This is a genomic window from Streptomyces sp. NBC_00299 (genome assembly GCF_036173045.1).
Classification (GTDB): domain Bacteria; phylum Actinomycetota; class Actinomycetes; order Streptomycetales; family Streptomycetaceae; genus Streptomyces; species Streptomyces machairae.
This window is the reverse complement of the sequence record NZ_CP108039.1, coordinates 5,171,893-5,196,019: the sequence shown is the minus strand read 5'-3', so window position 1 is coordinate 5,196,019 and position 24,127 is coordinate 5,171,893. Positions and strand designations below refer to the sequence as shown.

At 69.8% G+C, this 24,127-nt stretch carries 22 protein-coding genes; 12 read left to right on the top strand and 10 right to left on the bottom strand.

Translation table 11 applies throughout. From position 1 onward, the window contains the following. Window positions 1-37: 37 nt before the first annotated feature. Complete coding sequence (locus OHT51_RS23030) at window positions 38-718, bottom strand: response regulator transcription factor (protein WP_015659563.1); 681 nt, start codon at window positions 716-718, stop codon at window positions 38-40. Beyond that, window positions 715-2,007, bottom strand: a complete 1,293-nt coding sequence (locus OHT51_RS23025) for a sensor histidine kinase (protein ID WP_328880809.1) — start codon at window positions 2,005-2,007, stop codon at window positions 715-717. The genes OHT51_RS23030 and OHT51_RS23025 overlap by 4 nt, the downstream gene beginning before the upstream one ends. A 355-nt stretch (window positions 2,008-2,362) precedes the next feature. Between OHT51_RS23025 and phoU the strand changes: the two genes are divergently transcribed. The 3 genes from phoU (at window position 2,363) to OHT51_RS23010 (ending at window position 5,434) form a co-directional block, all read left to right on the top strand. Next, window positions 2,363-3,064 (top strand): phosphate signaling complex protein PhoU, encoded by a 702-nt coding sequence (gene phoU, locus OHT51_RS23020; protein WP_328880808.1) that lies wholly within the window; start codon window positions 2,363-2,365, stop codon window positions 3,062-3,064. 611 nt (window positions 3,065-3,675) lie between these two features. Then, on the top strand, window positions 3,676-4,650 hold the full coding sequence (locus tag OHT51_RS23015) for an alpha/beta hydrolase (protein WP_328880807.1): 975 nt from the start codon (window positions 3,676-3,678) through the stop codon (window positions 4,648-4,650). A 73-nt stretch (window positions 4,651-4,723) separates the two neighbouring features. Beyond that, window positions 4,724-5,434 carry a DUF899 domain-containing protein gene (locus OHT51_RS23010; RefSeq protein WP_328880806.1) on the top strand — a complete coding sequence of 237 codons (711 nt, stop codon included), beginning with the start codon at window positions 4,724-4,726 and terminating at the stop codon, window positions 5,432-5,434. Window positions 5,435-5,562: 128 nt separating this feature from the next. Here OHT51_RS23010 and OHT51_RS23005 read toward each other — a convergent pair whose 3' ends face one another. After that, window positions 5,563-6,324: a phosphoglyceromutase gene (locus OHT51_RS23005; protein ID WP_328880805.1), complete on the bottom strand. Its 762-nt coding sequence runs from the start codon at window positions 6,322-6,324 to the stop codon at window positions 5,563-5,565. A gap of 181 nt (window positions 6,325-6,505) precedes the next feature. Here OHT51_RS23005 and OHT51_RS23000 point away from each other — a divergent pair, with 181 nt between their 5' ends. Then, complete coding sequence (locus tag OHT51_RS23000) at window positions 6,506-7,768, top strand: MDR family MFS transporter (RefSeq protein WP_328880804.1); 1,263 nt, start codon at window positions 6,506-6,508, stop codon at window positions 7,766-7,768. Between the two features lie 75 nt (window positions 7,769-7,843). Here the strand turns inward: OHT51_RS23000 and OHT51_RS22995 are convergent, their stop codons facing one another. Continuing rightward, window positions 7,844-8,287 carry a DUF2000 domain-containing protein gene (locus OHT51_RS22995; protein WP_328880803.1) on the bottom strand — a complete coding sequence of 148 codons (444 nt, stop codon included), beginning with the start codon at window positions 8,285-8,287 and terminating at the stop codon, window positions 7,844-7,846. 49 nt (window positions 8,288-8,336) lie between these two features. Between OHT51_RS22995 and OHT51_RS22990 the strand changes: the two genes are divergently transcribed. Beyond that, a complete protein-coding gene (locus OHT51_RS22990; protein ID WP_328880802.1) occupies window positions 8,337-9,143 on the top strand; it encodes a helix-turn-helix transcriptional regulator in 807 nt (268 codons plus the stop codon). Here the strand turns inward: OHT51_RS22990 and OHT51_RS22985 are convergent. The 3 genes from OHT51_RS22985 to mshA all read right to left on the bottom strand — a co-directional run bounded on the left by OHT51_RS22985 (window position 9,122) and on the right by mshA (window position 12,860). Next, window positions 9,122-10,843: a glycosyl hydrolase family 28-related protein gene (locus tag OHT51_RS22985; RefSeq protein WP_328880801.1), complete on the bottom strand. Its 1,722-nt coding sequence runs from the start codon at window positions 10,841-10,843 to the stop codon at window positions 9,122-9,124. The genes OHT51_RS22990 and OHT51_RS22985 overlap by 22 nt on opposite strands. A 186-nt stretch (window positions 10,844-11,029) precedes the next feature. Then, window positions 11,030-11,530: a YbjN domain-containing protein gene (locus OHT51_RS22980; RefSeq protein ID WP_328880800.1), complete on the bottom strand. Its 501-nt coding sequence runs from the start codon at window positions 11,528-11,530 to the stop codon at window positions 11,030-11,032. Next, entirely contained in the window at window positions 11,523-12,860 is a 1,338-nt protein-coding gene (gene mshA / locus OHT51_RS22975; RefSeq protein WP_328880799.1) for a D-inositol-3-phosphate glycosyltransferase, read from the bottom strand. The genes OHT51_RS22980 and mshA overlap by 8 nt, the downstream gene beginning before the upstream one ends. Before the next feature lie 312 nt (window positions 12,861-13,172). On the opposite strand from mshA, the gene OHT51_RS22970 reads away from it, so the two are divergent. The 3 genes from OHT51_RS22970 to OHT51_RS22960 all read left to right on the top strand — a co-directional run bounded on the left by OHT51_RS22970 (window position 13,173) and on the right by OHT51_RS22960 (window position 17,058). Then, window positions 13,173-14,009 (top strand): class I SAM-dependent methyltransferase, encoded by an 837-nt coding sequence (locus OHT51_RS22970; RefSeq protein WP_328880798.1) that lies wholly within the window; start codon window positions 13,173-13,175, stop codon window positions 14,007-14,009. 309 nt (window positions 14,010-14,318) lie between these two features. After that, complete coding sequence (locus tag OHT51_RS22965; RefSeq protein ID WP_328880797.1) at window positions 14,319-15,401, top strand: C40 family peptidase; 1,083 nt, start codon at window positions 14,319-14,321, stop codon at window positions 15,399-15,401. A 355-nt stretch (window positions 15,402-15,756) separates the two neighbouring features. Continuing rightward, complete coding sequence (locus OHT51_RS22960; protein ID WP_328880796.1) at window positions 15,757-17,058, top strand: PP2C family protein-serine/threonine phosphatase; 1,302 nt, start codon at window positions 15,757-15,759, stop codon at window positions 17,056-17,058. A gap of 186 nt (window positions 17,059-17,244) precedes the next feature. Here OHT51_RS22960 and OHT51_RS22955 read toward each other — a convergent pair whose 3' ends face one another. The 3 genes from OHT51_RS22955 to OHT51_RS22945 form a co-directional block, all read right to left on the bottom strand. Further along, a complete protein-coding gene (locus OHT51_RS22955) occupies window positions 17,245-17,580 on the bottom strand; it encodes a DUF2516 family protein (protein ID WP_328884405.1) in 336 nt (111 codons plus the stop codon). Window positions 17,581-17,721: 141 nt separating this feature from the next. Further along, window positions 17,722-18,414, bottom strand: a complete 693-nt coding sequence (locus OHT51_RS22950) for a hypothetical protein (RefSeq protein ID WP_328880795.1) — start codon at window positions 18,412-18,414, stop codon at window positions 17,722-17,724. A 72-nt stretch (window positions 18,415-18,486) separates the two neighbouring features. Continuing rightward, on the bottom strand, window positions 18,487-19,182 hold the full coding sequence (locus OHT51_RS22945; protein WP_328880794.1) for a helix-turn-helix domain-containing protein: 696 nt from the start codon (window positions 19,180-19,182) through the stop codon (window positions 18,487-18,489). Window positions 19,183-19,478: 296 nt separating this feature from the next. Here OHT51_RS22945 and OHT51_RS22940 point away from each other — a divergent pair, with 296 nt between their 5' ends. The 4 genes from OHT51_RS22940 to OHT51_RS22925 all read left to right on the top strand — a co-directional run bounded on the left by OHT51_RS22940 (window position 19,479) and on the right by OHT51_RS22925 (window position 24,124). Then, entirely contained in the window at window positions 19,479-20,147 is a 669-nt protein-coding gene (locus tag OHT51_RS22940; RefSeq protein ID WP_328880793.1) for a class I SAM-dependent methyltransferase, read from the top strand. A gap of 127 nt (window positions 20,148-20,274) precedes the next feature. Beyond that, the gene (locus OHT51_RS22935; RefSeq protein WP_328880792.1) at window positions 20,275-21,027 is read left to right on the top strand and encodes a TnsA-like heteromeric transposase endonuclease subunit; all 753 of its coding nucleotides are present in this window, start codon (window positions 20,275-20,277) and stop codon (window positions 21,025-21,027) included. A gap of 50 nt (window positions 21,028-21,077) precedes the next feature. Further along, window positions 21,078-23,075 carry a Mu transposase C-terminal domain-containing protein gene (locus OHT51_RS22930; protein ID WP_328880791.1) on the top strand — a complete coding sequence of 666 codons (1,998 nt, stop codon included), beginning with the start codon at window positions 21,078-21,080 and terminating at the stop codon, window positions 23,073-23,075. Further along, the gene (locus OHT51_RS22925; RefSeq protein WP_328880790.1) at window positions 23,072-24,124 is read left to right on the top strand and encodes an ATP-binding protein; all 1,053 of its coding nucleotides are present in this window, start codon (window positions 23,072-23,074) and stop codon (window positions 24,122-24,124) included. Before OHT51_RS22930 ends, OHT51_RS22925 begins: the two co-directional genes overlap by 4 nt. Window positions 24,125-24,127: the final 3 nt, after the last annotated feature.

Genomic DNA, 24,127 nt, shown 5'->3' with positions numbered 1-24,127 from the left:
CCTACGGCAGTGTCCGTGCCACGCCAGCGTTTGCGGTTTACGGCTCGAACTTGTAGCCGAGGCCGCGGACCGTCACCAGGTACCGCGGCGCGCCCGGATCCGGCTCGATCTTGGCGCGCAGGCGCTTGACGTGGACGTCCAGGGTCTTGGTGTCGCCGACGTAGTCGGCACCCCAGACGCGGTCGATGAGCTGCATACGGGTCAGGACGCGGCCCGCGTTGCGCAGGAGCATCTCGAGGAGGTCGAACTCCTTGAGCGGGAGGTCGACCTTGGAGCCGGAGACCGTGACCACGTGGCGGTCGACGTCCATCCGGACCGGGCCGGCCTCCAGGGCGGCCGGGGTCACCTCCTCCGGCTCGCCGCGGCGGCGCAGGACGGCCCGGATGCGGGCGACCAGCTCGCGCGAGGAGAACGGCTTGGTGACGTAGTCATCGGCTCCTATTTCCAGGCCGACCACCTTGTCGATCTCGCTGTCCTTGGCGGTGACCATGATCACCGGGACGTTGGATCGGCCGCGCAGCTGGCGGCAGACCTCGGTGCCCGGCAGGCCGGGCAGCATCAGGTCGAGAAGGACGAGGTCGGCGCCGTTGCGCTCGAACTCGTCGAGTCCGTCGGGCCCGGTGGTCGCGACAGCGACCTCGAAGCCCTCTTTGCGGAGCATGTACGACAGGGCGTCGGAGAAGGACTCCTCGTCCTCGACGACGAGCACACGGGTCACGGAAGGACCTCCGGGGCGGAAAGCGTTTCGTACGCGGTTGAGTCAGCGAGTGAGTCGGGCGTTGTGCGGCGATGGGACGGAGCGGCGGACGGCCCGGCCTCTTCGTCGAGGTCGGGGTGCTGTTGTGCGCGGTCGCGGGCCGCGCCCGCCTCCGGCAGCCGCAGGGTGAAGGTGGAGCCCTGTCCCTCGGAGCTCCACACCGTGACCTCCCCGCTGTGTGAGGCGGCCACGTGTTTGACGATCGCGAGACCGAGGCCGGTGCCGCCCGTGGCACGGGAACGGGCCGGATCCACGCGGTAGAAGCGCTCGAAGATGCGCTCCTTGTCCTTGTCCGAGATGCCGATGCCCTGGTCGGTCACGGCGATCTCGATATTGTCCCCGCCCGGGGAGTTGACCCGGCGCGCGGCGATGCCGACACGGGTGCGGGCGGGCGAGTAGTTGACGGCATTCTCGACGAGGTTGCCGAGCGCGGCGGCGAGCTGGCCGCGGTTGCCCCAGATACTGAGGTCGGTGGAGCCCCCTGCGGCCATGGTGATCTGCTTCGTCCCGGCGGCGTGCCGGCAGCGGTCCATGGCCTCGGCGACGAGCTCGTCGACGCGGACGGGCTCGGCGTCCTCCAGCGGGTCGTCGTTCTGCACCCGGGAGAGGTCGATCAGTTCCTGCACCAGGTTGGTCAGCCGGGTCGCTTCGATCTGCATGCGCCCGGCGAAGCGTTGCACGGCCTCCGGGTCGTCGGAGGCGTCCATGACGGCCTCGGACAGCAGGGAGAGCGCGCCGACCGGCGTCTTCAGCTCATGGCTGACGTTCGCGACGAAGTCCCGCCGCACGGCCTCTATCCGCCGGGCCTCGGTGAGGTCCTCGACGAGGAGGAGGACGAGGCGGGAGCCGAGGGGCGCGACGCGAGCGGACACGGCGAGGGCCTCGCCGCGTCCGGTGCCACGCCTCGGCAGGTCCAGCTCGACCTGCCGTATCTCGCCGTCTCGTCTGGTGTCCCGGGCCATCTGGAGCATGGGCTCGACGGAGAGCTTGCCGCCGCGCACCAGACCGAGGGCGTACGCCGCCGAGCTGGCCTTGACGACGGCGTCCCCTTCGTCGAGTACGACGGCGGAGGAGCGCAGCACCGACAGGACCGTGTCCACGCCGGGGGGCAGGACCGGGTCGGTGTGCAGAGAGGTTCGGGTGGGTCGCTTCAGGTCGCGTTCGCTCCAGCGGAACGCCAGCATGGCGATGACACCGGTAAGCACCCCGGCGATCGCTGCCGCTGCGGCGACCGCCGCGTTCACGTCCATGCACCCAGGTTAGGCATGACGCAGGCAGTGGCCACAGCCGTCGGAGTGCGACCTCGAACACTCGTCGCCCAGAGTTCACCTTGGAGCCAGTGCTGGTTCATTTGGGGTGGCGGAAACGGACGCGTACGGGCCGGATCGTGGATGCGTGCGGTTCGCACAGGCGGTTTAGCGTGGGATCACACTGGCGGTTTCACGACAGTCCGACTGACGTTTTCGCGACAGTCTTACTGTCGGAGGGCATGACGGTAAGACTTCCGGTTCAACGGGATACGACAAGATCAGACGACAGGACTGCCGGTCCGACGACCGTCTCCTGGCCCCGGAACCCCTAGGCATACGTAAGAGAGGGACCCTGATGCGGGACGCGTACCACGAGGAACTGGACTCGATCGGCGACGGTCTGGTGGATATGGCCCGGCTGGTCGGCTCGGCGATCGGGCGTGCCACGACGGCGATCCTCGACTCCGACCTGAAGCTCGCCGAGAGCGTGATCGAGGCCGACCAGAGGGTCGACGACCTCCAGCACGACCTGGAGGCCCGGGCCATAGCCCTGCTGGCGCGCCAGCAGCCGGTGGCCACGGATCTCCGTATCGTCGTCACCTCGCTGCGGATGTCTGCGGATCTGGAGCGGTCGGGCGACCTGGCCCAGCATGTCGCGAAGCTCGCCCGGCTCCGCTTCCCGGAGCGTGCGATCCCGCACGACCTGCACGCGACCATCCTGGAGATGGGCCAGCTCGCGCAGCGTCTGATGGCGAAGGCGGCCGAGGTGATCACCACCAAGGACGTCGACCTGGCGATGCAGCTGGAGCAGGACGACGACGAGATGGACCTGCTGCACCGCACCCTCTTCCAGCACCTGCTGGACGACCGCTGGCAGCACGGCATCGAGACTGCGGTCGACGTCACCCTGCTCGGCCGCTACTACGAGCGGTACGCCGACCACGCGGTGGCGGTCGCCAAGCGCGTGGTGTTCCTGGTGACGGGCGAGCACGCGGACGAGCTGCAGCAGGACATCCAGCCGGACATTCAGCCGGTTTCGGACGCTGAGGGCGCCTGAGCCGTACGTCGGGGGTGTGCGGGGAGTGCGGGGGCCTGTTCAGGGCGTGAGCGGAGCCTCCGTGCGCCGTTGATGCGCCCAGCGGGGCGGGCATGGAATGGGCACAGGCATCAGCCCCGAGGAGGGACCATGGCCGAATCCCCCAGCATTCCCGGTACGACCCCCGACCCCACCCAGGAACGCCCGACCGAACACCCCGCCGACATCAGGAGCCTCCCGCTCTTCGCCGCCTGTGGCTGCGGCTCCGGCTGTGGGTGCGGGTGCCAGTCGGGAAATCCCTGCCAGTGCGGGTGAGGCTGAAGGGGTAGCACGCAGAGGTGACGCGGCGTACGGCGCCGTGGATCCTGTACGACGGTTGGGGCCCCGGTGCGGATGTCGCGGCGGGGCCCTTTGCCGTGTGCGGGGGCCCGTGATGAGGGCTTCTTCCGTGCGCGGTCTCCAGTCGAGGGTTGGACAGCGCGCGTCTACGATGGGGCATGTCGCCCCATCGAGGGCTTGACCGGGGCTCCGCCCAGAGCCCGGGCCCGCGGCGGCGCCGACGCCCCCAGGGCAGTCACCACGCGTCCGCCGCTCTTTACTTTGGGCTTCTCAGCACTGCCAGGAGCTTTGCCATGACTGCTCAAGCTCGATCTTCCTCGATCATCCTGGAGCGCCCGGCGCAGGAGCTGGCCGACGCGACCTCGCACCATCCGTTCCTGTACGAACTCAAGCCGGTCGAAGCACGCAAGGTCCTCGACGACCTGCAGGCCGCGCCGGTCGACAAGCTGCCGGTCGACGAGGAGTGGATCACCGTACCGGCCGCCGTCGGCGACGTACGGGTGCGCATCGTCAAACCGCAGGGCGCCACCGGAACACTGCCCGTCGTGCTGTACATGCACGGCGGCGGCTGGGTGCTGGGCAACGCCGCCACCCATGACCGCCTGGTACGGGAGTTGGCGGTCGGCGCCGACGCGGCGGTGGTCTTCGTGGAGTACACGGCCTCACCGGAGGCCCACTACCCCGTGGCCATCGAGCAGGGCTATGCCACCGCGCAGTGGATCAAGCGTGAGGGAGCGTCCAAAGGCCTGGACGCCGGGCGCATGGCAGTGGCCGGCGACTCGGTCGGCGGGAACATGACGGCCGCGCTCGCCCTGATGGCCAAGGAACGCGGCGACGTCAGCTTCGTGCAGCAGTCGATGTACTACCCGGTGACGGACGCGGCCATGGACACCGGGTCCTACGAGCAGTTCGACACCGGCTACTACCTCAGCCGCAAGGCCATGGAGTGGTTCTGGGACGCCTACACCACCGACCCGAACCAGCGAGCGGAGATCACCGCCTCCCCCAACCGCGCCACCACCGAGCAACTCGGCGGTCTGCCGCCGGCCCTGCTGATCGTGGACGAGGCCGACGTGCTGCGCGACGAGGGCGAGGCCTACGCCGCCAAGCTGCGCGCGGCGAACGTCCCTGTCACAACGGTGCGCTACGACGGTGCGGTGCACGACTTCATGATGATCAACTCGCTCAGCGAGACCAGGGCGACCCGAGCGGCCGTGGACCAGGCGATCTCGCTGCTGCGGGATGCCCTTGGGACCGCTCCCCGCTGACGGACATCGGCGGCTGCACGGCGCTTGTCCGACGCCGTCGGCCGCGGACGCGTACACGTACTCGAGGAGACCCATGACTCTCCAGCCGATCGTCCCGCCCGAAGAGTGGGAGGCAGCTCGACAGGAACTCCTGGTCGAAGAGAAGGCGCTCATGAAGGAGCGCGACGCCCTAGCCGCGAAGCGTCGGCGGATGCCGTGGATGGCGGTGGACAAGGAGTACCGGTTCGAGGGCGCGGCCGGCGGACTGAGCCTGCTCGACCTGTTCGAGGGTCGTCGACAGCTGATCGTGTACCGGGCGTTCTACGCGCCGGACGTGACGACGTATCCGGCGACGGGCGGCTCGTATCCGGAGCGGGCGTGCGACGGCTGCTCGTTCCTCGCCGACCAGGTGGCGCACCCGGCACATCTCAACGCGCGGGACACGACGTTGGCCTTCGTGTCGCGTGCGCCGCAGGCCGACATTCGAGGGCTGCAGGAGCGTATGGGATGGCAGCTCATCCCTTGGTACACCGTGACCGACGACTTCGACACCGACTTCGGCGTCGACCAGATGCACGGGACCAATGCGTTCATCCGCGACGGCGACCGGATCTTCCGCACCTACTTCGTGTCCGACCGGGGCGACGAGCAGATGGGCAACACCTGGAACTACCTCGACATCACGGCGCTCGGACGACAGGAGGAATGGGAGGACTCACCGCAGGGCTATCCGCAGACGCCGCCGTATCTCTGGTGGAACTACCACGACAGGTATGGCGCGACCCCTATTTCGGGTGGGGATTAGGGGTTGCGGGTGGGGATCAAGGGTTGCGAGTGAGGATCAGGGGCCCAGGGCCCGGCCCCTCAGTGGCCCCGGCCCGAAAATGCCCCCGAGCGGCGCTTTTGCGCAGCTCAGGGGCATGATCGTGGAACCTACTTCTTCTTCCCCTGGTTCTTGACCGCCTCAATGGCCGCCGCAGCGGCCTCCGGGTCCAGGTACTTGCCCCCCGGCGTCACCGGGTTGAAGTCGGCGTCGAGTTCGTAGTACAGCGGGATGCCCGTCGGGATGTTCAGGCCCGCGATGTCGGCGTCGGAGATGCCGTCGAGGTGCTTGACCAGCGCCCGCAGCGAGTTGCCGTGGGCGGCGACCAGGACCGTGCGGCCGGTCAGGAGGTCGGGGACGATGCCGTCGTACCAGTACGGGAGCATGCGGACGACGACGTCCTTCAGGCACTCCGTGCGGGGGCGCAGCTCCGGGGGGATCGTCGCGTAGCGGGGGTCCGACGCCTGCGAGAACTCCGAGTTGTCGTCGAGCGGCGGGGGCGGGGTGTCGTAGGAGCGGCGCCACAGCATGAACTGCTCCTCGCCGAACTCGGCGAGGGTCTGGGCCTTGTCCTTGCCCTGGAGGGCGCCGTAGTGGCGCTCGTTCAGGCGCCAGCTGCGGTGGACCGGGATCCAGTGGCGGTCGGCCGACTCCAGCGCCAGCTGGGCCGTGCGGATCGCCCGCTTCTGGAGGGACGTGTGGACCACGTCGGGGAGGAGATCGGCGTCCTTCAGGAGCTCGCCACCGCGGACTGCCTCCTTCTCGCCCTTCTCGTTGAGGTTGACGTCCACCCAGCCGGTGAACAGGTTTTTCGCGTTCCATTCGCTCTCGCCGTGGCGGAGGAGGATCAGCTTGTACGGTGCGTCGGCCATGCGTCCGAGCGTAATCCACGGCTTTGGCCGGGTGCTCCCCGCGCCCGAGGAGCGGACGGTTGACGGGATCTGTTAATTCAATGGTCCCCTCGGCAGGCGTGCTTGTAAGTTGCGGATACCTACTGAGCCACTTACATCCGGTTGCGTGTCGCGCGCATCCGGGTACATCCGGGGGACCCCTATGCCACTCGCCGCCCTGAGACGTGCCACTCGGGAGACCGTCTCAGGGCTCCCCCGCGAGTTCTGGTGGCTGTGGACGAGCACGCTGGTCAACCGGCTCGGGGCGTTCGTCGCCACCTTCATGGCCCTGTACCTCACCCTCGACCGCGGCTACTCCGCCACGTACGCCGGTCTCGTGGCCGCGTTGCACGGTCTCGGCGGGGTCGTCTCGTCGATCGGGGCCGGGGTCATGACCGACCGGCTCGGGCGGCGGCCCACCCTCCTCGTCGCCCAGGCGTCCACCGCCGTCTCCGTGGCCGTGCTCGGGTTCGTGCACCACCCCGTGGCCATCGCCGCCGTGGCGTTCGTCGTCGGTGCCGCCTCCAACGCCTCCCGCCCCGCGGTGCAGGCGATGATGGCCGACATCGTCCGGCCCGAGGACCGGGTGCGCGCCTTCTCCCTCAACTACTGGGCCATCAACCTCGGGTTCGCGATCTCGTCCATGGCCGCCGGGTTCATCGCCGAGGTCAGCTACCTCGCCGGGTTCCTGATCGAGGCGGGGATGACGGCCGTCTGCGCGGTCGTGGTGTTCGTCAAGCTCCCGGAGTCGCGGCCCGAGCGCACGAGGTCGGAGAAGGCGGGCGAGGACGAGGTGCGGCTCGGGACCGTGCTGCGCGACCGGCGCTTCATGGGCGTCGTCGGGCTGTCCTTCCTCGTCGCCCTGATCTTCCAGCAGGGCTCGGTGGGACTGCCGGTGGCCATGGGCGAAGCCGGGTTCTCCCCCGCCGACTACGGCTTCGCGATCGCCGTCAACGGTGTCCTGATCGTCGCGCTGCAGATCCCGGTCACCCGGTTCATCGAACGCCGGGACACCGGGCGGATCCTCATCGTCTCGTCCCTTCTCGCCGGGTACGGCTTCGGCCTCACCGCCTTCGCCGGGTCGGTCGGCGTCTTCGCGCTGACGGTGTGCGTGTGGACGCTGGGCGAGATACTGAACGCGCCCACCCAGACCGGCCTCGTCGTCCGCCTCTCCCCCGCCCAGGGACGCGGGCGCTACCAGGGCATGTACACACTGTCCTGGTCGGTCGCGGCCCTGGTCGCCCCCCTGATGTCCGGCCTCGTCATCGACCGCTTCGGCGCCGAGTGGCTGTGGGGGCTGTGCGCGGTCGTCGGGACGGCGGCGGCGATCGGATACGGCACCCTGATGCGCCGCTTGGCCGCGGACGAACCGGCCACCGCCGGCAACCCGGCCGACGCGAAGCCCGAGGTCAGCCCGGCCGCCTGAGAAGCCGGCCACGCGGAATGTCGGCGATGGGGGCGGCGGCCCGGCGATGAATGCGGCCGGGAATGCCCCGCAGCCTCACGGATGCATCCGCGCCCCCTTGATCACCTTGTCCACCGCGTTCCTCGGCCCGTACACCGCCAGGCCCACCAGATCCAGCTCGCCCGTCGACACCGCCCGTACCGCCGCCCGGTTGTCGCGGTCGTTGCCCGTCGTGAAGAGGTCGGAGGTGAAGAGCGCGCGCGGGAGGGAGCGGGACAGGGCGCGGGTGTGGGCCGCCGTCAGGGTCTCCTTGGTGCCCTCGAAGACCAGGACGGGCTGGCGGAACATCGGCAGGTAGGGCACGCCGTCCGCGTCCTCGTACGGCTCGCCGACCACCTCGGGAAGCTGCGTCCCCAGGCCGCTGACCAGGAACGCCGTGACGTTCAGCCGCTGCCAGGTCTCCAGGTCCTCGCGCAGCAGGACGGCGATCTTGGTGTCGAAGCGGACGGGTTCCGGGGTGCTCGTGCTCGTGTCGTTCATAGGGCGAGACTGGCGGCCGCCGTCCACCGGAGTCTTGTACCTTCTTTGCATGGCCGCCGCACGGGATCGCCAGGAAGTCTCCGCGTGGCGCCCCTCCGTTCCGGGCGTCACCGAGGTCTTCCACGCGCACTTCACCGAGTACGCGTACCCGATGCACGTGCACGAGGCGTGGACGCTGCTCATCGTCGACGACGGAGCCGTGCGCTACGACCTCGACCGGCATGAGCACGGCACCCCGCACGACACGGTGTCCCTCCTCCCGCCGCACGTCCCCCACAACGGCTCCCCCGCCACCCCGCACGGTTTCCGCAAGCGGGTCCTGTACCTGGACGGCACCCGGCTGGGGGACGATCTGATCGGGCCGGCCGTGGACTCCCCCGACCTGCGCGACCCCGTCCTGCGGCTGCGCGTCGGCCAGTTGCACGCCGCCCTCGCGCAGGCCGGTGACGAGCTGGAGGCGGACAGCAGGCTCACCCTCATCGGCGACCGGCTGCGCGCCCACCTGCGGCCGAGGACCCCGGCGGACATCCCGCGGCGCGACCACGCCCTCGCCCGCCGGCTGCGTGAACTCCTCGACGAGCGTGTCGTCCAGGGCATCGCCCTCGACGAGGCCGCCGGACTCGTCCAGGCTCATCCCGCCCATCTCGTACGGTCGTTCAGCAGCGCGTACGGCATCGCCCCGCACCAGTACCTGATGTCCCGCCGCGTCGACCGTGCCCGCCGGCTGCTGCTGGAGGGGTGGTCGCCGGCCGATGTCGCCGCCGCGACCGGGTTCTACGACCAGTCCCATCTCACCCGGCACTTCCGGAAGCTGGTGGGCGTCCCGCCGGGGCGCTATCGCAGCAGCTCGCGCTGAGCGTCGTACAGGTTGCGCGGGCGTACGACGTCCGTGGTGCCGTACAGCTCCAGTCGGGAGTGCAGGTCGCCCGCGAAGTCGGGTACGTCGATCTGGTCGAACTCCCTGACCTCGTTCAGGCCGACGGTGGCGGAGTACGGCGCCAGCCCGTCGAGGCGGATCATGCCCGCGCGGCCGTTGGTCACCCGGACGTTCCAGTGCGTGAACCGCGCTCCGAACAGCGGGCCCGCGCTCGCGTCGCCGCCGTGGCGGCCGTCGTTGTGGACGGTGATGTCGGTGCGGACGTTGGCGAAGGGCAGGCCGCGGTGGCTGTCGAACGTGCCCATCCGCATGTCGCCGCGTGACCAGACGTTGTGGGAGGACAGGCCCTCCACGTTGATGCCGTGCACCTGGGTGCCGGAGGGGGCCGGGGTCGTGCGGGCCTCGATCGTGAAGTCCTCGATCAGGTTGTCGTGCGAGCCCTCACGGCAGAAGTAGGGGTGGTGGCTGCCACGGCCCGCCACGCGCGTGCGCCGGAGCGTGCAGGCGGAGGCGGCCACCAGGCCGAAGCCGTTGTCGACGTGGCGAACGGTCACGTCGTCCGCCCAGCAGTCGTAGGCGCACTGGAAGACGACCCCGTTGTGGCCCTTGTCGAGGAGGTGGGGTTGCTGGGGGGTCTCGGTCGCCTCCAGGGTGAGTCCCTCGACGCCCGACCCCATCAACTCCTTTACATGGGTGGTCAGTTGCGGATCCCACTCCGGGCGTACGTCGAGCGGGAGCGGGCGTTCGAGCGTGACCCTGCGGCCGTGGACCCGGGTGATGCGGACCGGCCATTCATAGGGGACGTACGAGGTCAGCTTCGTCTTGTCGTCCCAGGTGTACGCCTCGGGGCCCGGGCCGCCGCCGCACATGTGCTCCAGCAGGGTGTGGGCGGCGTCGTCGGCCAGGCGGAGGAGGACCAGGGCGCCGGGGCGGAGTGCCGACGGGTCCTTGACCGTGACGGTCAGGTCGCCCTGCCGCGCCGGCTCGACCCTCGTCAGCGGGCGCCACTCGTCGCGCCGGTTGCCCGTCCAGCCCTCGAAGGGCCAGGCCTTCGCCCTGATGGCCGAGACCAGGGAGTCCCAACGAGCCGTCGGGGCCAGCCAGATGAGGCCGCCCGCCCAGGACCAGGACGACTTGTCGCCGCCGTAGCGGGAGCCGTAGACGCCGATCAGTTCGGTGAGGTTCTTCGTCGCGAGCAGCGTCGTACGGCCGCTGCCGGCGCCGCGGAGGACCACGTTCGAGTGGCCGATGCGGATCACGTCGTCGATGCGGAACGTGCCGGGCGGGATGGTGACCGTGCCACCGCCGGCCTTTCCGGCGGCGGCGATGGCACGGTTGATCGCGGGGGCGGAGTCGGTCGCGCCGTCCGCCACGGCACCGAAGTCGCGTACGTCGGCGACGACTCGGGGGCGGGGGAGGCGGCGCGCCCCGCCGCGATGGCCGGCCCTGCCGATGTAGGGGATCTGGGGGTGGGTGAGGGGGGTGCGGGTGAACTCGCGCCAGAGGGGCGGGACTTCTGCGGTGACTGCGGCCGGCTGTGCGGTACCGGTCGCGGTGCTGGTCGTCCCGCCGGTCGCGGTACCGGTCGTCGCGCCGGTTGCCGTACCGGTCGTCGCGCCGAGCGCCACGGCCGTGGTCCCGATGAGCAGGGTCCGTCTGGTGGGATGCGCATTGCCCATGCGTCCGTACGCCCTTCCATGCGGCTCTTCATGGATGTGAACGACGTTCAGAAGTGCGGTGGCCGTGAGCATGCCACGGGCCCCTTCGGGGTGGGAAGGGGTCGTGCGGGGTGAATAGGTGCGGACCTTTGCGCTGGGCTCAGCCGGTCGCAGTCGGTCCGCGGCGTCAGCCCGTCGGGCGCTGGGTCAGTCCGTCGGGCGCTGGGTCAGATGTGTGAACGCGTCCAGGTTCCGCGTCGATTCGCCGCGTGCGACCCGCCACTCGTACTCCTTGCGGATCGCGGACGCGAAGCCCAGCTCCAGGAGGGTGTTGAAGGCGCCGTCCGCAGCCTCCAGGACCTGGCCGAGGAGGCGGTCGATCTCGTCGGGGGTGATGGCGGCGAGCGGCAGTTTGGCGGTGACGTAGATGTCGCCGAGCGGGTCGACGGCGTAACTCACGCCGTAGAGCTTGAGGTTGCGCTCCAGGAGCCAGCGGTGGACGCCGGGCTCGTTCTCGTCGGGGTGGCGGATGACGAAGGCGTTGAGCGACAGGGAGTGGCGGCCGACGATCAGGGAGACGGTCGTCGAGAGCTTGCGGGTGCCGGGGAGCTTGACGACGTAGGTGCCGGGGGTGGGGGTCTCCCACTCCAGGTCGGCGTCCTTCAGGGCTGCCTCGACGACCTGCGATGCCTTCTGTACGTCAGCCATGGTGGGAGCGTACGCGACGCCGGTAGGCCTGGGTCGCTGCCGTGTAGACGTCCGCCGTGGCGGCCGCCGAGGTGTCCCAGCCGAAGGACTGGGCGTGCCGGGCGGCGGCCTCGCCCATCCGCGGGGACAGGTGCGGGTCGTCGGCGAAGGCGCGCAGCACGCGCGCGTACTCCGCCGGGTCGTGGCCCTGGACCAGGAAGCCGGTACGGCCGTCCCTGACCGCCACCGGCAGACCGCCCACCGCGGCCGCCAGCACGGGTGTGCCGGCCGCCTGTGCCTCTATGGCCACCAGGCCGAACGATTCGCTGTACGACGGCATGACCAGCAGCGATGCCGCCCTGAACCAGTCCGCGAGCTGTTCCTGGCCGACAGGGGGACGGAACCGTACGACGTCCGCGATGCCCAGGCGTGCGGCCAGCTTCTGGAGGCCCTCGGGCTTGGCCATGCCGCTGCCACTGGGGCCGCCGACGATCGGGACGAGGATGCGGGAGCGCAGCTCGGGGTGCTCGTCCAGGAGCACCGCCACGGCTCGCAGGAGGATGTCCGGGGCCTTGAGGGGCTGGATGCGGCCCGCGAACAGCGGGATCAGGGCGTCCTGCGGGAGGCCCAGGCGGGCGCGGGCTGCGGCTCGGCCGTCGGCGGGCGAGAAGCGGGTGAGGTTCACGCCGGGGTGCACGACGGCGACCTTGGCGGGGTCGGCGGCGTAGTGCCGTACGAGTTCGTCGGCCTCCTCGGCCGTGTTGGCGATCAGGCGGTCGGCGGCCGTGACGATCTGGGTCTCGCCGATGACGCGGGCGGCGGGCTCGGGGGTGTCGCCGTCGGCCAGGTTGGCATTCTTGACCTTGGCCATGGTGTGCATGGCGTGCACCAGGGGGGCGCCCCAGCGCTGGGCGGCGAGCCAGCCGACGTGGCCGGAGAGCCAGTAGTGGGAGTGGACCAGGTCGTAGTAGCCGGGGCGGTGGCCGGCCCAGGCCTGCATCACGCCGTGCGTGAAGGCGCACAGCTGGGCGGGGAGGTCCTCCTTGTTGAGTCCCTCGTAGGGGCCCGCGTCGATGTGGCGGACCAGGACGCCGGGGGCGAGCTCGACGGTGGGCGGGAGGTCCGTGGCCGTCGTGCGCGTGAAGATCTCCACCTCGATGTTGATCGCGGCGAGGCGCTGCGCGAGCTCGACGATGTAGACGTTCATGCCGCCGGCGTCGCCGGTGCCGGGCTGGTGGAGCGGGGAGGTGTGCACGGAGAGCATGGCGACGCGGCGGGGGCGGCGGTGGAGCCTGAGTCGTGAGGGGGCCGCCGGGGAGCGGTGCCTGAGCCTGCTGACGTACTGGCTCACGTGGCGTTCCTCCTTGGCTACGGGCATGCCTGCTGGAGGGTGCGAGCGCCCTCCAAGGCGGTGCAACGCCGGAGGGAGGGGTTCCCATTCCTGGTGGGGTGGTTTTTGCCGAGGCATTACCGGGCGTCGCTCAACTGTTCGGGGCCTGGATGCGTGGGGGTGCGTGCGTGGGGGTGGCTGGTGCGGATGCCTGCGGCGGCCTGTGCCGCTGGGTGGGGGTTCGCGTCGCGCCTGCGAGTGCGTTGTGGGTCGGGGCCGTGCCGCCAGTGCGGGTGGCGTTCCGCCTGATGGCGGCCACTTACCCTCGTAGGCATGACATCCCGCGCCTTCGCCCGCCCCGTGGGCACCGTTACGCGCGGGACCACGAATCCGAATCGGCTGCGCCGTATGGATCGCTGGATCGCCGTCACGCATGGCGCGGAGCTGCGGCGGGCCGGGGATGCCGTCGCGGTCGACCTCGGGTACGGCGCTGCTCCCTGGACGGCCGTGGAGCTGCTCGGCCGGCTGCGTTCCGTCGCGCCACGCGCGCGTGTGGTCGGCGTGGAGATCGAGCCGGCGCGGGTCGCGGCCGCGAAGCCGTATGAGCGGGAGGGGCTGGTCTTTCGGCACGGCGGGTTCGAGATCCCGGTTGTCCAGCGGCCTCTGCTCGTGCGCGCCGCCAATGTGCTGCGGCAGTACGAGGAGGACCAGGTCGCCGGGGTCTGGGAGCGGCTGTGTGCACGGCTTGCGCCGGCCGATCCTGTGACGGGGACGCGTGGCGGACTGCTTGTGGAGGGGACCTGCGACGAGATCGGGCGTCGGCATGTGTGGGTCGCGCTCGGGCCGGAGGGGCCGCGGACGGTGACCTTCGCTACCCGGCTGGGCTCGCTGGAGCGGCCGTCGGACCTCGCCGAGCGGCTGCCGAAGGCACTGATCCATCGCAACGTCCCCGGCGAACCGGTCCACGCCTTCCTGCGCGACTTCGACCGGGCTTGGGCGGCCGCAGCGCCCTACGCCTCGTACGGGGCACGCCAGCGGTGGATCCGCGCGGTGCGGGACCTCACGGCCGATTGGCCGGTGACGGATGGGCCGGCGCGGTGGCGGCAGGGTGAAGTGACGGTGCGGTGGGAGGCGTTGGCCCCGGGGGCGGGCGTTTACGCCGGGGGCTGATTCGGGCCGGTGGCTGAGTACGCCTCTGCGGGTCGCTGACTGACTATGCGTCTGCGGGCTGACGTTTACGCGTCTGCGCGCCGGCGGACTGCGGGCCTACGCCTCTGCGCGCTCCCGCCCCCCAACTCCCCCCTGACTCACCACACCGGGGGGAACGATCTCCGGGAGTTGTTCGTCACAAAGGCGGGGAGATCGGAGTGACGAGGAGGCAACGGGGGGAAGCAGACCTCTGTCACTTTGCGCGTCGTCGTGGCACGATCCCCCGGACGTTCTATGTTACTGACGGGACATCAGTTTGGGGGAAGTGGTATGGGTTCGGGCAAGCGCGGCCTGATCGCAGCGGCTGTGACCGTCGTCTGTGCGGTCACCGTACTCGCGGCACCAGGCGCGGCCTTCGCGGCACCCTCCCCCACTCCAAGCACGTCTCCCTCCTCATCGACACCGGCCACCGTGTCGAACAAGGACCTTGAGGCCGTTCGCAAGAAACTGGAGAAGCTCTACCACGACGCGGCCGTCGCCACCGACGAGTACAACGCCGCCGAGGAGGCGGCCGAGAAGCAGTCCGCCGAGATCGTCTCCCTGGCGAAGAAGATCGTCAAAGGTCAGGAGAAGCTCGCCGAGCTGAAGAAGCGCGCCGGCGCCGCGGCCGCCGCCCAGTACCGCTCCGGCGGGCTGCCCGACGAGGCGCACCTGATGCTGAGCGACGACCCGCAGGCGTTCCTCGACGGCACCGGCCGGGTGCTGCAGGGCCAGCGCGCGACCAAGGGACTGCTCGCGGAAATGACCCGCACCCAGCAGGACTTGGAGCAGTACGCCAAGGACGCCTCCGCCCAGTGGCAGAAGCTGGAGGCGGGGCGCAAGGCCAAGGCCGCCGCCAAGAAGAAGATCAAGAAGCAGATCGCGGCCGCCGAAGAGCTCGAATCCCAGCTGGAGGAGGAGGAAAAGGAACGCCTCGCCGAGCTGGAGGAGCAGGCCGCCTACAAGGCCCAGACCGCCTGGCTGGACTCCGGCATCCTGAAGGACATCAAGGGCAAGGCCTCCAAAAAGGGCCGGGAGGCACTTGAGTACGCCACGGCCCAGTTGGGCAAACCGTACGAATGGGGTGCCGAGGGGCCCAAGACGTACGACTGTTCGGGCCTGACGTCACAGGCCTGGGCGAGCGCCGGGCGCGGCATTCCGCGGACCTCGCAGGAGCAGTGGAAGCAGCTCGAGCGCATCGACATCAAGGACATGCGCCCCGGCGACCTCATCATCTACAACGCCGACGCCAGCCATGTGGCCATGTACGTCGGCGACGGCGCGATCGTCCACGCCCCGCGCCCCGGTCGGACGGTGACGGTCGCGGGGGCAGGCACGATGCCGATCCTCGGGGTGGTTCGGCCTGATGCGTAGGCATTGGGGCAACGTGTGATGTCTGGGGCGTACCGGTCGGCCCTGCGGGTGGATATGGGCGCTTATGGCAGGCAACCCAGGGGACTTGTGACCGGGGACTCGTGACCCGCACCACGTGACCCACTCCACGCGGGGCCGGCGCCAAACCGTGCATCGACGTGACCTTCGTCATCCCCGCTCCTCGGCCACCCTGTCCAACTGCGGTACGGAACGCGGCATATGACAGTGGCCAGCTTCCATACGGCGTGCCCCACACCATTCCGCTGCGGCGCCGACAACCGCTATGGTCCCCGTCGGTGGATCGAGGTCCCTCGTTCGCACCATGCCCTCGGGGGGAGGGAAGGAAGTCAAGACGATGCCCGTACCCATACCGCGGCAGAGAGCGATCCCGGCCGTGGAGAGTGGTCAGGCGCCGGCCGCATCCCCAGGCGGCTCCTCCATGGAAGAGGCTCCGCGTAAGGAATCAAAGGTCGAGAACAACACCCACACCAATCTCACGCTGCTGCTGATCGAGGACGATCCCGGCGGCTCCACGGTCGTGCCCGAGATGCTCGACGCGGCCGGCAAGCCGATCCGTGTGCGCACCGCCCGCAACCTCACCGAGGCCGGACGGCTGCTCACCGACGACGTCCACTGCATCCTGCTGGACCTCGCGCTGCCCGCGCCCGGCCGGACCGGCGAGGAGGACGAGCTGGGTGTGCTCAAGCACGTACTGGAGCTCGCGCCCCGGCACGCCGTCCTCGCGCTCACCGCGTCCGGTGACGCCGAGCGCGGCGCTGAGGCCGTGCGCGTCGGTGCGCAGGACTACCTCTTCCGGGACGAGCTGGACGGCCGGCTGCTGAGCCGGGCGATCCGGTACGCGGTGGAGAGGAAACGTTCCGACACGGCCGAGCGACGGCTGGCCGAAGGCCGCCTGCGGGCCCAGGAGAACCGCCGTCTGGAGCGCGGCCTGCTGCCGACGCCGCTGCTGGAGGGCTCGTCGCTGCGGTTCGCCGCGCGCTACCGCCCGGGGCGGTCACGTGCCCTGCTCGGCGGTGACTTCTACGACGTCGTGCGCACCGCGGACGGCACGGTGCACGCCATGATCGGCGACGTCTGCGGCCATGGGCCCGACGAGGCCGCGCTCGGTGTGGAGCTGCGGATCGCCTGGCGGGCGCTGACGCTGGCGGGGCTGTGCGGGGACGAGCTGCTGGGCACGCTGCAGCAGGTCCTTGAGCATGAGCGGGCCGACGACGAGATCTTCGCGACGCTGTGCACGGTGGATATCGCGCCGGACGGCCGGCGTGCCGGGCTGTGCCTGGCGGGTCACCCGTCTCCCCTGCTCGCCCGGCCGGGGCGGGCTGCGCGGCTGCTGCCGTACGACAACAACGGGCCCGCGCTCGGGCTGCTGCCCGGGGCCCGGTGGCCTCGGATGCAGGTGGAGCTGGGGGCCGAGTGGAGCCTGATGCTCTACACCGACGGCCTCATCGAGGGCCGGATCGGCGAGGGCCGGGAGCGGCTGGGCCAGGACGGGATGGTGGAGATGGTGCGGCGGCAGCTCTCGGAGGGGCTGCGCGGGGAGGCGTTGCTGCGGGCCGCCGTCAATGAGGTCCGGAACCTCAATGGGGGCGAGCTGGCGGACGACGTGGCTGTGCTGTTGCTCGACCGGACGGTGTGAGCGGGCGCGCGTCGCGGGTGAGCGAAGGCGCGGCGAGGGCGGGGCAGGGCGCGGCGAGGGCGGGGCGCGACCCCGGCTCTGTCGTCCGCCGACTGCTGGTGTGTGGTGGCTGGTCGCGCCCTCGCGGCGGAGCCGCACATCGATACGGCCCCGCCCCTTACGGGGCGCTGCCGCTCGGGGTGTTGATCAGCGGCCGCCGTTCCACGGGCCGTAGGGGCCGTCGCTGCTGGAGCCGCCCCTTCTGCTGCGGCCGCCGCCGGGCAGGCTCTTGATCGCGGGGCGTACGTCCACCATGTACACGATCGTCGCGATGAGGCCGATGATCGGCAGGAACGACAGGATGTTGAAGATCAGGTTCACCACGAAGGCGAGCCCGAGGATGAGCAGCCAGAACGGCTTGGTCTTCTTGTCCGCCGCGCGGTAGGCGTCCTCGCGGCGAGTGGCCGCATCGATCAGTGCGAAGCCGCTGAAAAGGATCAGGGCCATACTCAGCAGCCACATGAACCCCGCGAAGCCCTGCATCAGCACAACGTCCACCACCCGACTCGGCTCTTACCTACGCGCTCACCGTACCCGCAACCGCAAGCCGGCTACCCGAACAACGGGCCGAGCACTCCGTAAGTGCCCGACCCGTGTTCTGCGGCCCCTTTTCACCTGTCCGTGTTACTTGGCGGGCGGCGTCGTCTTCTTGGCGACGGGCTTGCGCGCCGGAGCCTTCTTGGCGGCGGGCTTCTTCGCCGACGCGGCCTCGGCGGCGGGCTGGGTCTGGGCGGGCTTGGCCTCGGCCTTGTCCTCCTTGACCTCGACCGGCTCGGCCTTCGGCTCGACGGCGATGGCGAGCTCCTCGATCTCCTCGGCGGCCTCGCCACGCCAGGTCTTCACGGTCTGCTCGCCGTGCTCGGCGACCTTCTCGTAGGCCTCGCGGGCCTTCACGGCGTACTCGGCGGCGACACCGATGGTGCGCAGCGCGAAGTCCTGGGCGCTCTCGCCGAACTTCTTCAGGTCGGCGTCGAGGCTGGTGCCGAGCTTCTTGACGTCCGCGTCCAGGTTGCTGCCGAACTTCCTGAAGTCGGCGTCCAGGCTGGTGACGAACTCGCTGACCTTGGTCTGGAGGCTCTCCTGCGCCTCCTTGGCCTTGGCACCTGCCTCCTTGGCGCGGGCGGTGGCCTTGTCCTGGACGGCCTTCGGGTCGGTGTTGCGAACGGCCTCGAACCTGGCCGGCGCCTGGGAGCGCAGCTGCTCCACCAGGCTGGGTACCTTCCGGGCCTGCTGGAGGGCGAGGTCGGCGGTGCCGGCGGCGAAGTAGAGCGGGGTCGGGTCGCTGAGGGTCTTACGCAGGTCGTCGGTGATGGCCATGGTGGGTGGTCCTCCCGGGTTGCTTTTCAGGTGAGGGTTTGGGTCCCGCGGTCGGCCTGCCGGTGTGCGTGGTCAGCCGGCCGACTGCCGGGGGTCGTTCGGGTTCTCCGGGTCGGCGTCGCTGCCGTCGGACGTAGAGGTCGTGCGGGTACGGCGCGTGGCGGGCTCACGGCCGCCGGCCTTGGCATTGCTGCCGTCCGTGCGGGTCCTACGGCGGCGGCGTACGGCGGCGTCACTGCCCCGAGCGTCCGCCGCGTCGTCGCTGTCGTTGCCGCCGTCGCCCTGGCCGTCGCTCTGCCGGGAGCCCACCGGACCGTGGTCCGCCGAACCGGCCGGGGCCGGCTCGACCGCTTCGACCGCCTCGATCACCTCGGCGGCCTCATGTGCCTCGTCGGTCTCGCCCGCCTCGGGGGGTATCCCGAACCCGTTCTCCTTGCGGAAGGATTCGTAGATCTGGAGCAGCACCTGCTTCTGCCGCTCGTTCAGCGTGGGATCGGCGATGATGACGGCGCGCGTCTCCACCTCGTCCCGGTCCCGCTCGGCGTCGAGGATGCCGGCCCGCACATACAGCGTTTCGGCGGAGATCCGCAGGGCCTTGGCGACCTGCTGCAGCACCTCCGCGCTCGGCTTGCGCAGCCCGCGCTCGATCTGGCTCAGATACGGATTGGACACCCCGGCGGCATCGGCGAGTTGCCGCAACGACAGCTGCGCATTGCGCCGCTGGTCGCGCAGGTACTCACCGAGATTGCCGACGTTGAGCGATGCCATGCCTCCACCTTGCCCCACCCTCGCTAACTATTGCAAGCACCTGCTTGCAAAAGTGCGCCACGCCACGTGACGGCCACTCAGATGGGCCATGTCGTCGATGTCCGTTCCCGGTGTATCTGCGATTTCCCGCCGGGTCTGCGATGTGAAGTGAACGAGTCCCGGGAGACCTGCGCAGCAAGCTGCTCCAGCCGGGCCACTGCCCGCGACGTTCGGCCGCGACACAGCGGCGCCCTGCCTCCCCAACCGAGTTGTTTTAACCTCCTACACCAGCGAACTCGTCGCCCTACTGTTGGCTGATGCGTGCACACCAAATTGACCGACCGGCCGATCTCGACGTGGTCCGTGAGTCCTATGACCGGGTGGCCGACAACTACGCGGAGATGGTGGCGACGACGGGAATGGGCGACATCCGTCGCCATCCCTGGCTCAAGGCATCGATCGACGCTTTCGCCGACACCGTGGGCGAACTCGGGCCTGTCCTCGACGTCGGCTGTGGGCCCGGAACGGTGACCGCCTACCTCGCCGAACGCGGACTCGACGTGTCCGGAGTCGATCTCTCGCCCGGCATGATCGAGAACGCCCGCCGCCTGTATCCCCACTGCCGCTTTAGCGTCGCCTCCGCCACCGACCTCAGCCTCGAAGAGGCGTCCCTCGGCGGCGTACTCGGATGGTGGTCACTGTTCAACCTCCCGCGCGACGTCCTTCCTCAGGTCCTCACCCTGTTCGCGCGGGCCCTGAAGCCGGGCGGACACTTCATCACCGGAACGCACGTCGGCGACGAGGACGCGGTGCGCACGGAGGCCTACGGAGGTGTGTCCGTCCGCTGGACGACGCACAAATGGCGGCCGGAACAGTTCGTCGGCTTGATCGAGCAGGCTGGACTGCGCCCCGTCGCCGAACTTCGGCTCCCGGCAGATGAGTTCAGCGGGCCGGGCTTGGTCGTCATGGCCGAGCGCCCCGCCTGAGGATCAGGCGCCGGATGCAGCACAGGGGCTCGTGCGGGACTCATGACCTGGCGCCCGCAATCACCCAATCGAGCGAATTAGTCCCATTTCATCTGCTCAGTCCCTGCGGGTCTGCAGAGTGGCATACATGGGGCTGGGTGTGCTGGAGGGGACGAGGCCGTCAGAATTACACGGCTTCGAGGTCGGCTGGCGGGACGACGAGGGTGAACACCGGCTGCCATTGACGGATGCGGTCTGGGTGCCGTTCGAAGCGGGGCGGCCGGTTCGCGGCTTCCCGTCGTATCGCGGGCAGCGGCACTTCCCTGGGTTGTACTGGTCGTCGACGACCGGCGGGCACGTAGGGTTCGAGTCCTGGCTGGAGCGGGATCACGCGATGCTGCTCGACTTCACGCCGCAGGTGACAGGGCTGCTGTCGCAGCCGTTGTGGCTGTTCTGGGAGGACGAGCGGGGCAAGCGGATCTCACACGCGCCGGACTACTTCGCACGGTTCGAGGACGGGCGGGGGCTAGTGGTGGACTGTCGGCCTCTCGATCGAATCGACGCCCGCTCTGCTGCCAAGTTCGCGGCGACCCGGACAGCGTGTGAGGCGGTTGGTTGGGGTTACCGGATCGTCGGTGAAGTAGATCTGGTACGGATGGCGAACGTCCGCTGGCTGGCGGGATACCGGCATCCACGGCATGGGGCCGATGAGGGGCTCGCGGCCAGGTCGCTGGCCCTGTTCTCGATACCGTCGCCGCTGGTCGCACAGGCTGCGCTGCTCGGTGATCCGATCGCGGTGTTGCCGGCGGTGTTCCACCTGCTCTGGCTGGGGCGGCTGACAGCGGATCTGTCGCGCCCCTTGTCGGATGCCACGCTGGTGTCGCGGGCGGAGGCTCGGTGAGCGGGCGTCCAGGGGCACGGGCAGCGTTGAGGGTCGGGGATCGGGTGCGCATGGATGACCGGCTGCACACGGTCGTGGGCCTGTCCGGGACGACGGTGCGGCTCCTGGACGAAGCCGGGTCGGCGAGCCTGGTGTTGCTGTCGCATCTGCTGGCCTCGGGAGGCTTTGAGCTGATCGACCAGGGTGCCGATCAGGGCCGCTTGCCGCCGTTCGCACTGTTGGACATCGTGCCGGAGCGGGAAGCCGAGAAGGCGGCGGCCTGGGAACGGCATGTGACCGAGGTGGAGTTCGGCAAGCCGCTGGATGCTGACCCCACAGCCCCGCCTCGTCCGGATTACGACCCGGCCCGCCATACGGTGGAGGAGCGGGTGGCGGCCAAGGCGGCGGAACTGCGGGCTATCGGCTGGCAGGCGAGTGTGGGGACCGTTCAGCGGATGCGCAGGCGCTACCGCGAACAGGGTCTGTGGGGCCTGGTCGATCACCGTGCGACTCGTCTGTCCTCACCGACGGGACGGGCCGATGACCGGGTGGTGGCCGCCATCACGGAGATCCTGGCCGCGACGACGGACGAGTCCACTGGCACCCGTGGCCGGCTGCGTCGGCGGGTGGAGGCGCTGCTGGCGGAACGGTATGGGCCGGGCACAGTGGCGATGCCGTCGAAGTCTGCGTTCTACCGGCTCGTCGAGGCGATGAGCGAGGGTACGCACGCCTTTGGCGAGGCCACATCTCGCAGGTCAGCGGCTCGCCGCCCGCCAGGAGCGTTCACCCCTTCCTCGGCCTGCCGACCCGGCGAGATGGTGCAGATCGATACGACACCGCTGGACGTGCTGGTGGTCCTGGAGGACGGGGTGAACGGACGCCCGGAACTCACGATCGCCGTCGACGTGGCGACGAGGTCGATCTGCGCTGCGGTGCTGCGACCGGCAGGAACCAAGGCCGTGGACGCCGCGCTGCTGCTGGCCAAGATGCTGGTCCCGGAGCCGCTGCGGCCGGGCTGGTCGGACGCGCTGGCGATGTCGGCGACGCTGATCCCCCACCGAAGGCTGCTGGACATCGACGCACGCCTGGAGCAAGCGGCCGCCAAGCCGGTGATCGTGCCGGAGACGATCGGCATCGATCACGGCAAGGTGTTCGTCTCCGACACCTTCCTGACCGCCTGCCGCTCGCTGGGCATCTCCGTCCAGCCGTCCCGCCCGGCGACCCCGACCGACAAGGGAATCGTCGAGCGAACCTTTTCCTCGATCAACACGCTGTTCTGCCAGCACATCCCTGGTTACACCGGTTCGAACACGACCCGTCGGGGCGCCGGGGTCGAGGCCGTCTGGACGCTCGCGGAACTGGGCGACCTGCTGCAAGAGTGGATCGTGGCCTGCTGGCAACAGCGGCCACACGAAGGGCTGCGCAGCCCGTTCCTACCGGGCCGGCCCATGTCTCCCAACGACGCATATGCCCTGCTGGTCTCCCGCACCGGCTACCTGCCGATGCCGCTGAACGGCACTGACTACCTGGAGTTGCTGCCGGCACTCTGGCGTTCGGTCAACGACTACGGCATCCGCATCGACCACCGCACCTACAACTGCCCCGGACTGAACCCGCTACGGCGCCGCTCCTCGGGAGTGACCGCCAAAGGGGGGCTCTGGGAAGTCCACTACGACCCCTACGACCTGTCCCAGGTCTGGGTACGCGACGCGCGCACCGGAGAGTGGATCACTGTTCCGTGGACACACCGGCACCTGGTCTCCGCGCCGTTCGCGGACTTCACATGGCGCCGGGCCCGGGACCTCCTGGCGATGCGGGGCCAGGGCGACACCGACCAAGCCGCTGTGGCCGGCGCAGTCGACCAGTTGCTGACCCGGGCGGAAAACGGGCCGGACCGCCGGATCGCGGCCCGCACCCGCGCCGCCCTGGAGCCCGCTCGTCCCATTGCCGCGCTGTCGCAGGCACCTGCACCGGACGACGCCGAGGACGAGACCACCGTCCCGGAGCAGCCGTCGAACGTCATCCCCTTCGGCGTCTTCGACGCCTTCACTGACGGGAGCCGCCTGTGAGCCAGGCCCCGCCACAGGACATCGCCAATCCACAGGCGTCGCTGACCACGAAGGAAGGCTGGCGGGCGTTCGTCGACGAGAACCCGGAGCCCCCGCCGTCCCTCCCGTCCGGCACCGCCCTGGACAAGGACGAGCTGGAGTCCTACAGGGAAGCGCGAATCGACTACCACACACGGTCCGTCATCGTGAACACTCCCACGATCCGTGGCGTCGTCACCACCGGCCGCAAGCGCATCGTGCTCAACCGGCACCAGGTCTCCGCCCGGCGCGGCCTGATCGTGTCCGGTTCGGCCGGAACCGGTAAGACAACAGCGATCACCCAGCTGGGTAAGAACGTCGAACAGATCACCCGGCGCCGCAACCCTGCTGCTATCGGCGGACTACCGGTCGTCTTCGTCACCGTTCCCCCGGCGGCTACCCCGAAGATGCTCGCAGGCGAGTTCGCCCGGTTCCTCGGCATCCCGCTGGAGCACCGCATGAGCCAGGTCCAGATCACCAACGCCGTCTGTGACCTGCTCAGCAAGCTCGGCACCACGCTCGTCCTGGTCGACGAGATCCACAACCTCGACCTGACGACCCGCAACGGAGCCGAGGCGTCCGACCAGCTGAAGTACCTCTCGGAACGGATCGCGGCCACCTTCGTGCTTGCTGGTCTCGACATCGAGACCAGCAGCCTGTTCCAGGGCACCCGCGGGCAGCAGATCGCCGGCCGCTACACGGTCATCCCCTCCCGGCCCTTCGGCCACAAGAACCGCGCGGACAAGGAGCACTGGCAGGCCCTGGTGGCGACCATGGAAGACTCCCTGCGACTACACGCCCATCGTCCCGGCACCTTGGTCGCCATGACCGATTACCTGCACGAACGCACCGGCGGACTGATCGGCAGCCTTTCCCAGCTCGTCCGAGAAGCCGCGGTCGACGCCATCGACACGGGCGCAGAAAAGATCACCAAGCGCATGCTCGACGCGATTGAGCTCGACCACGCCGTCCAGCAGCCTCACCCTGATCACCGCCGCGCCAAGCGCGCCCGCAAACCGAGGGCGGCCTGAGCG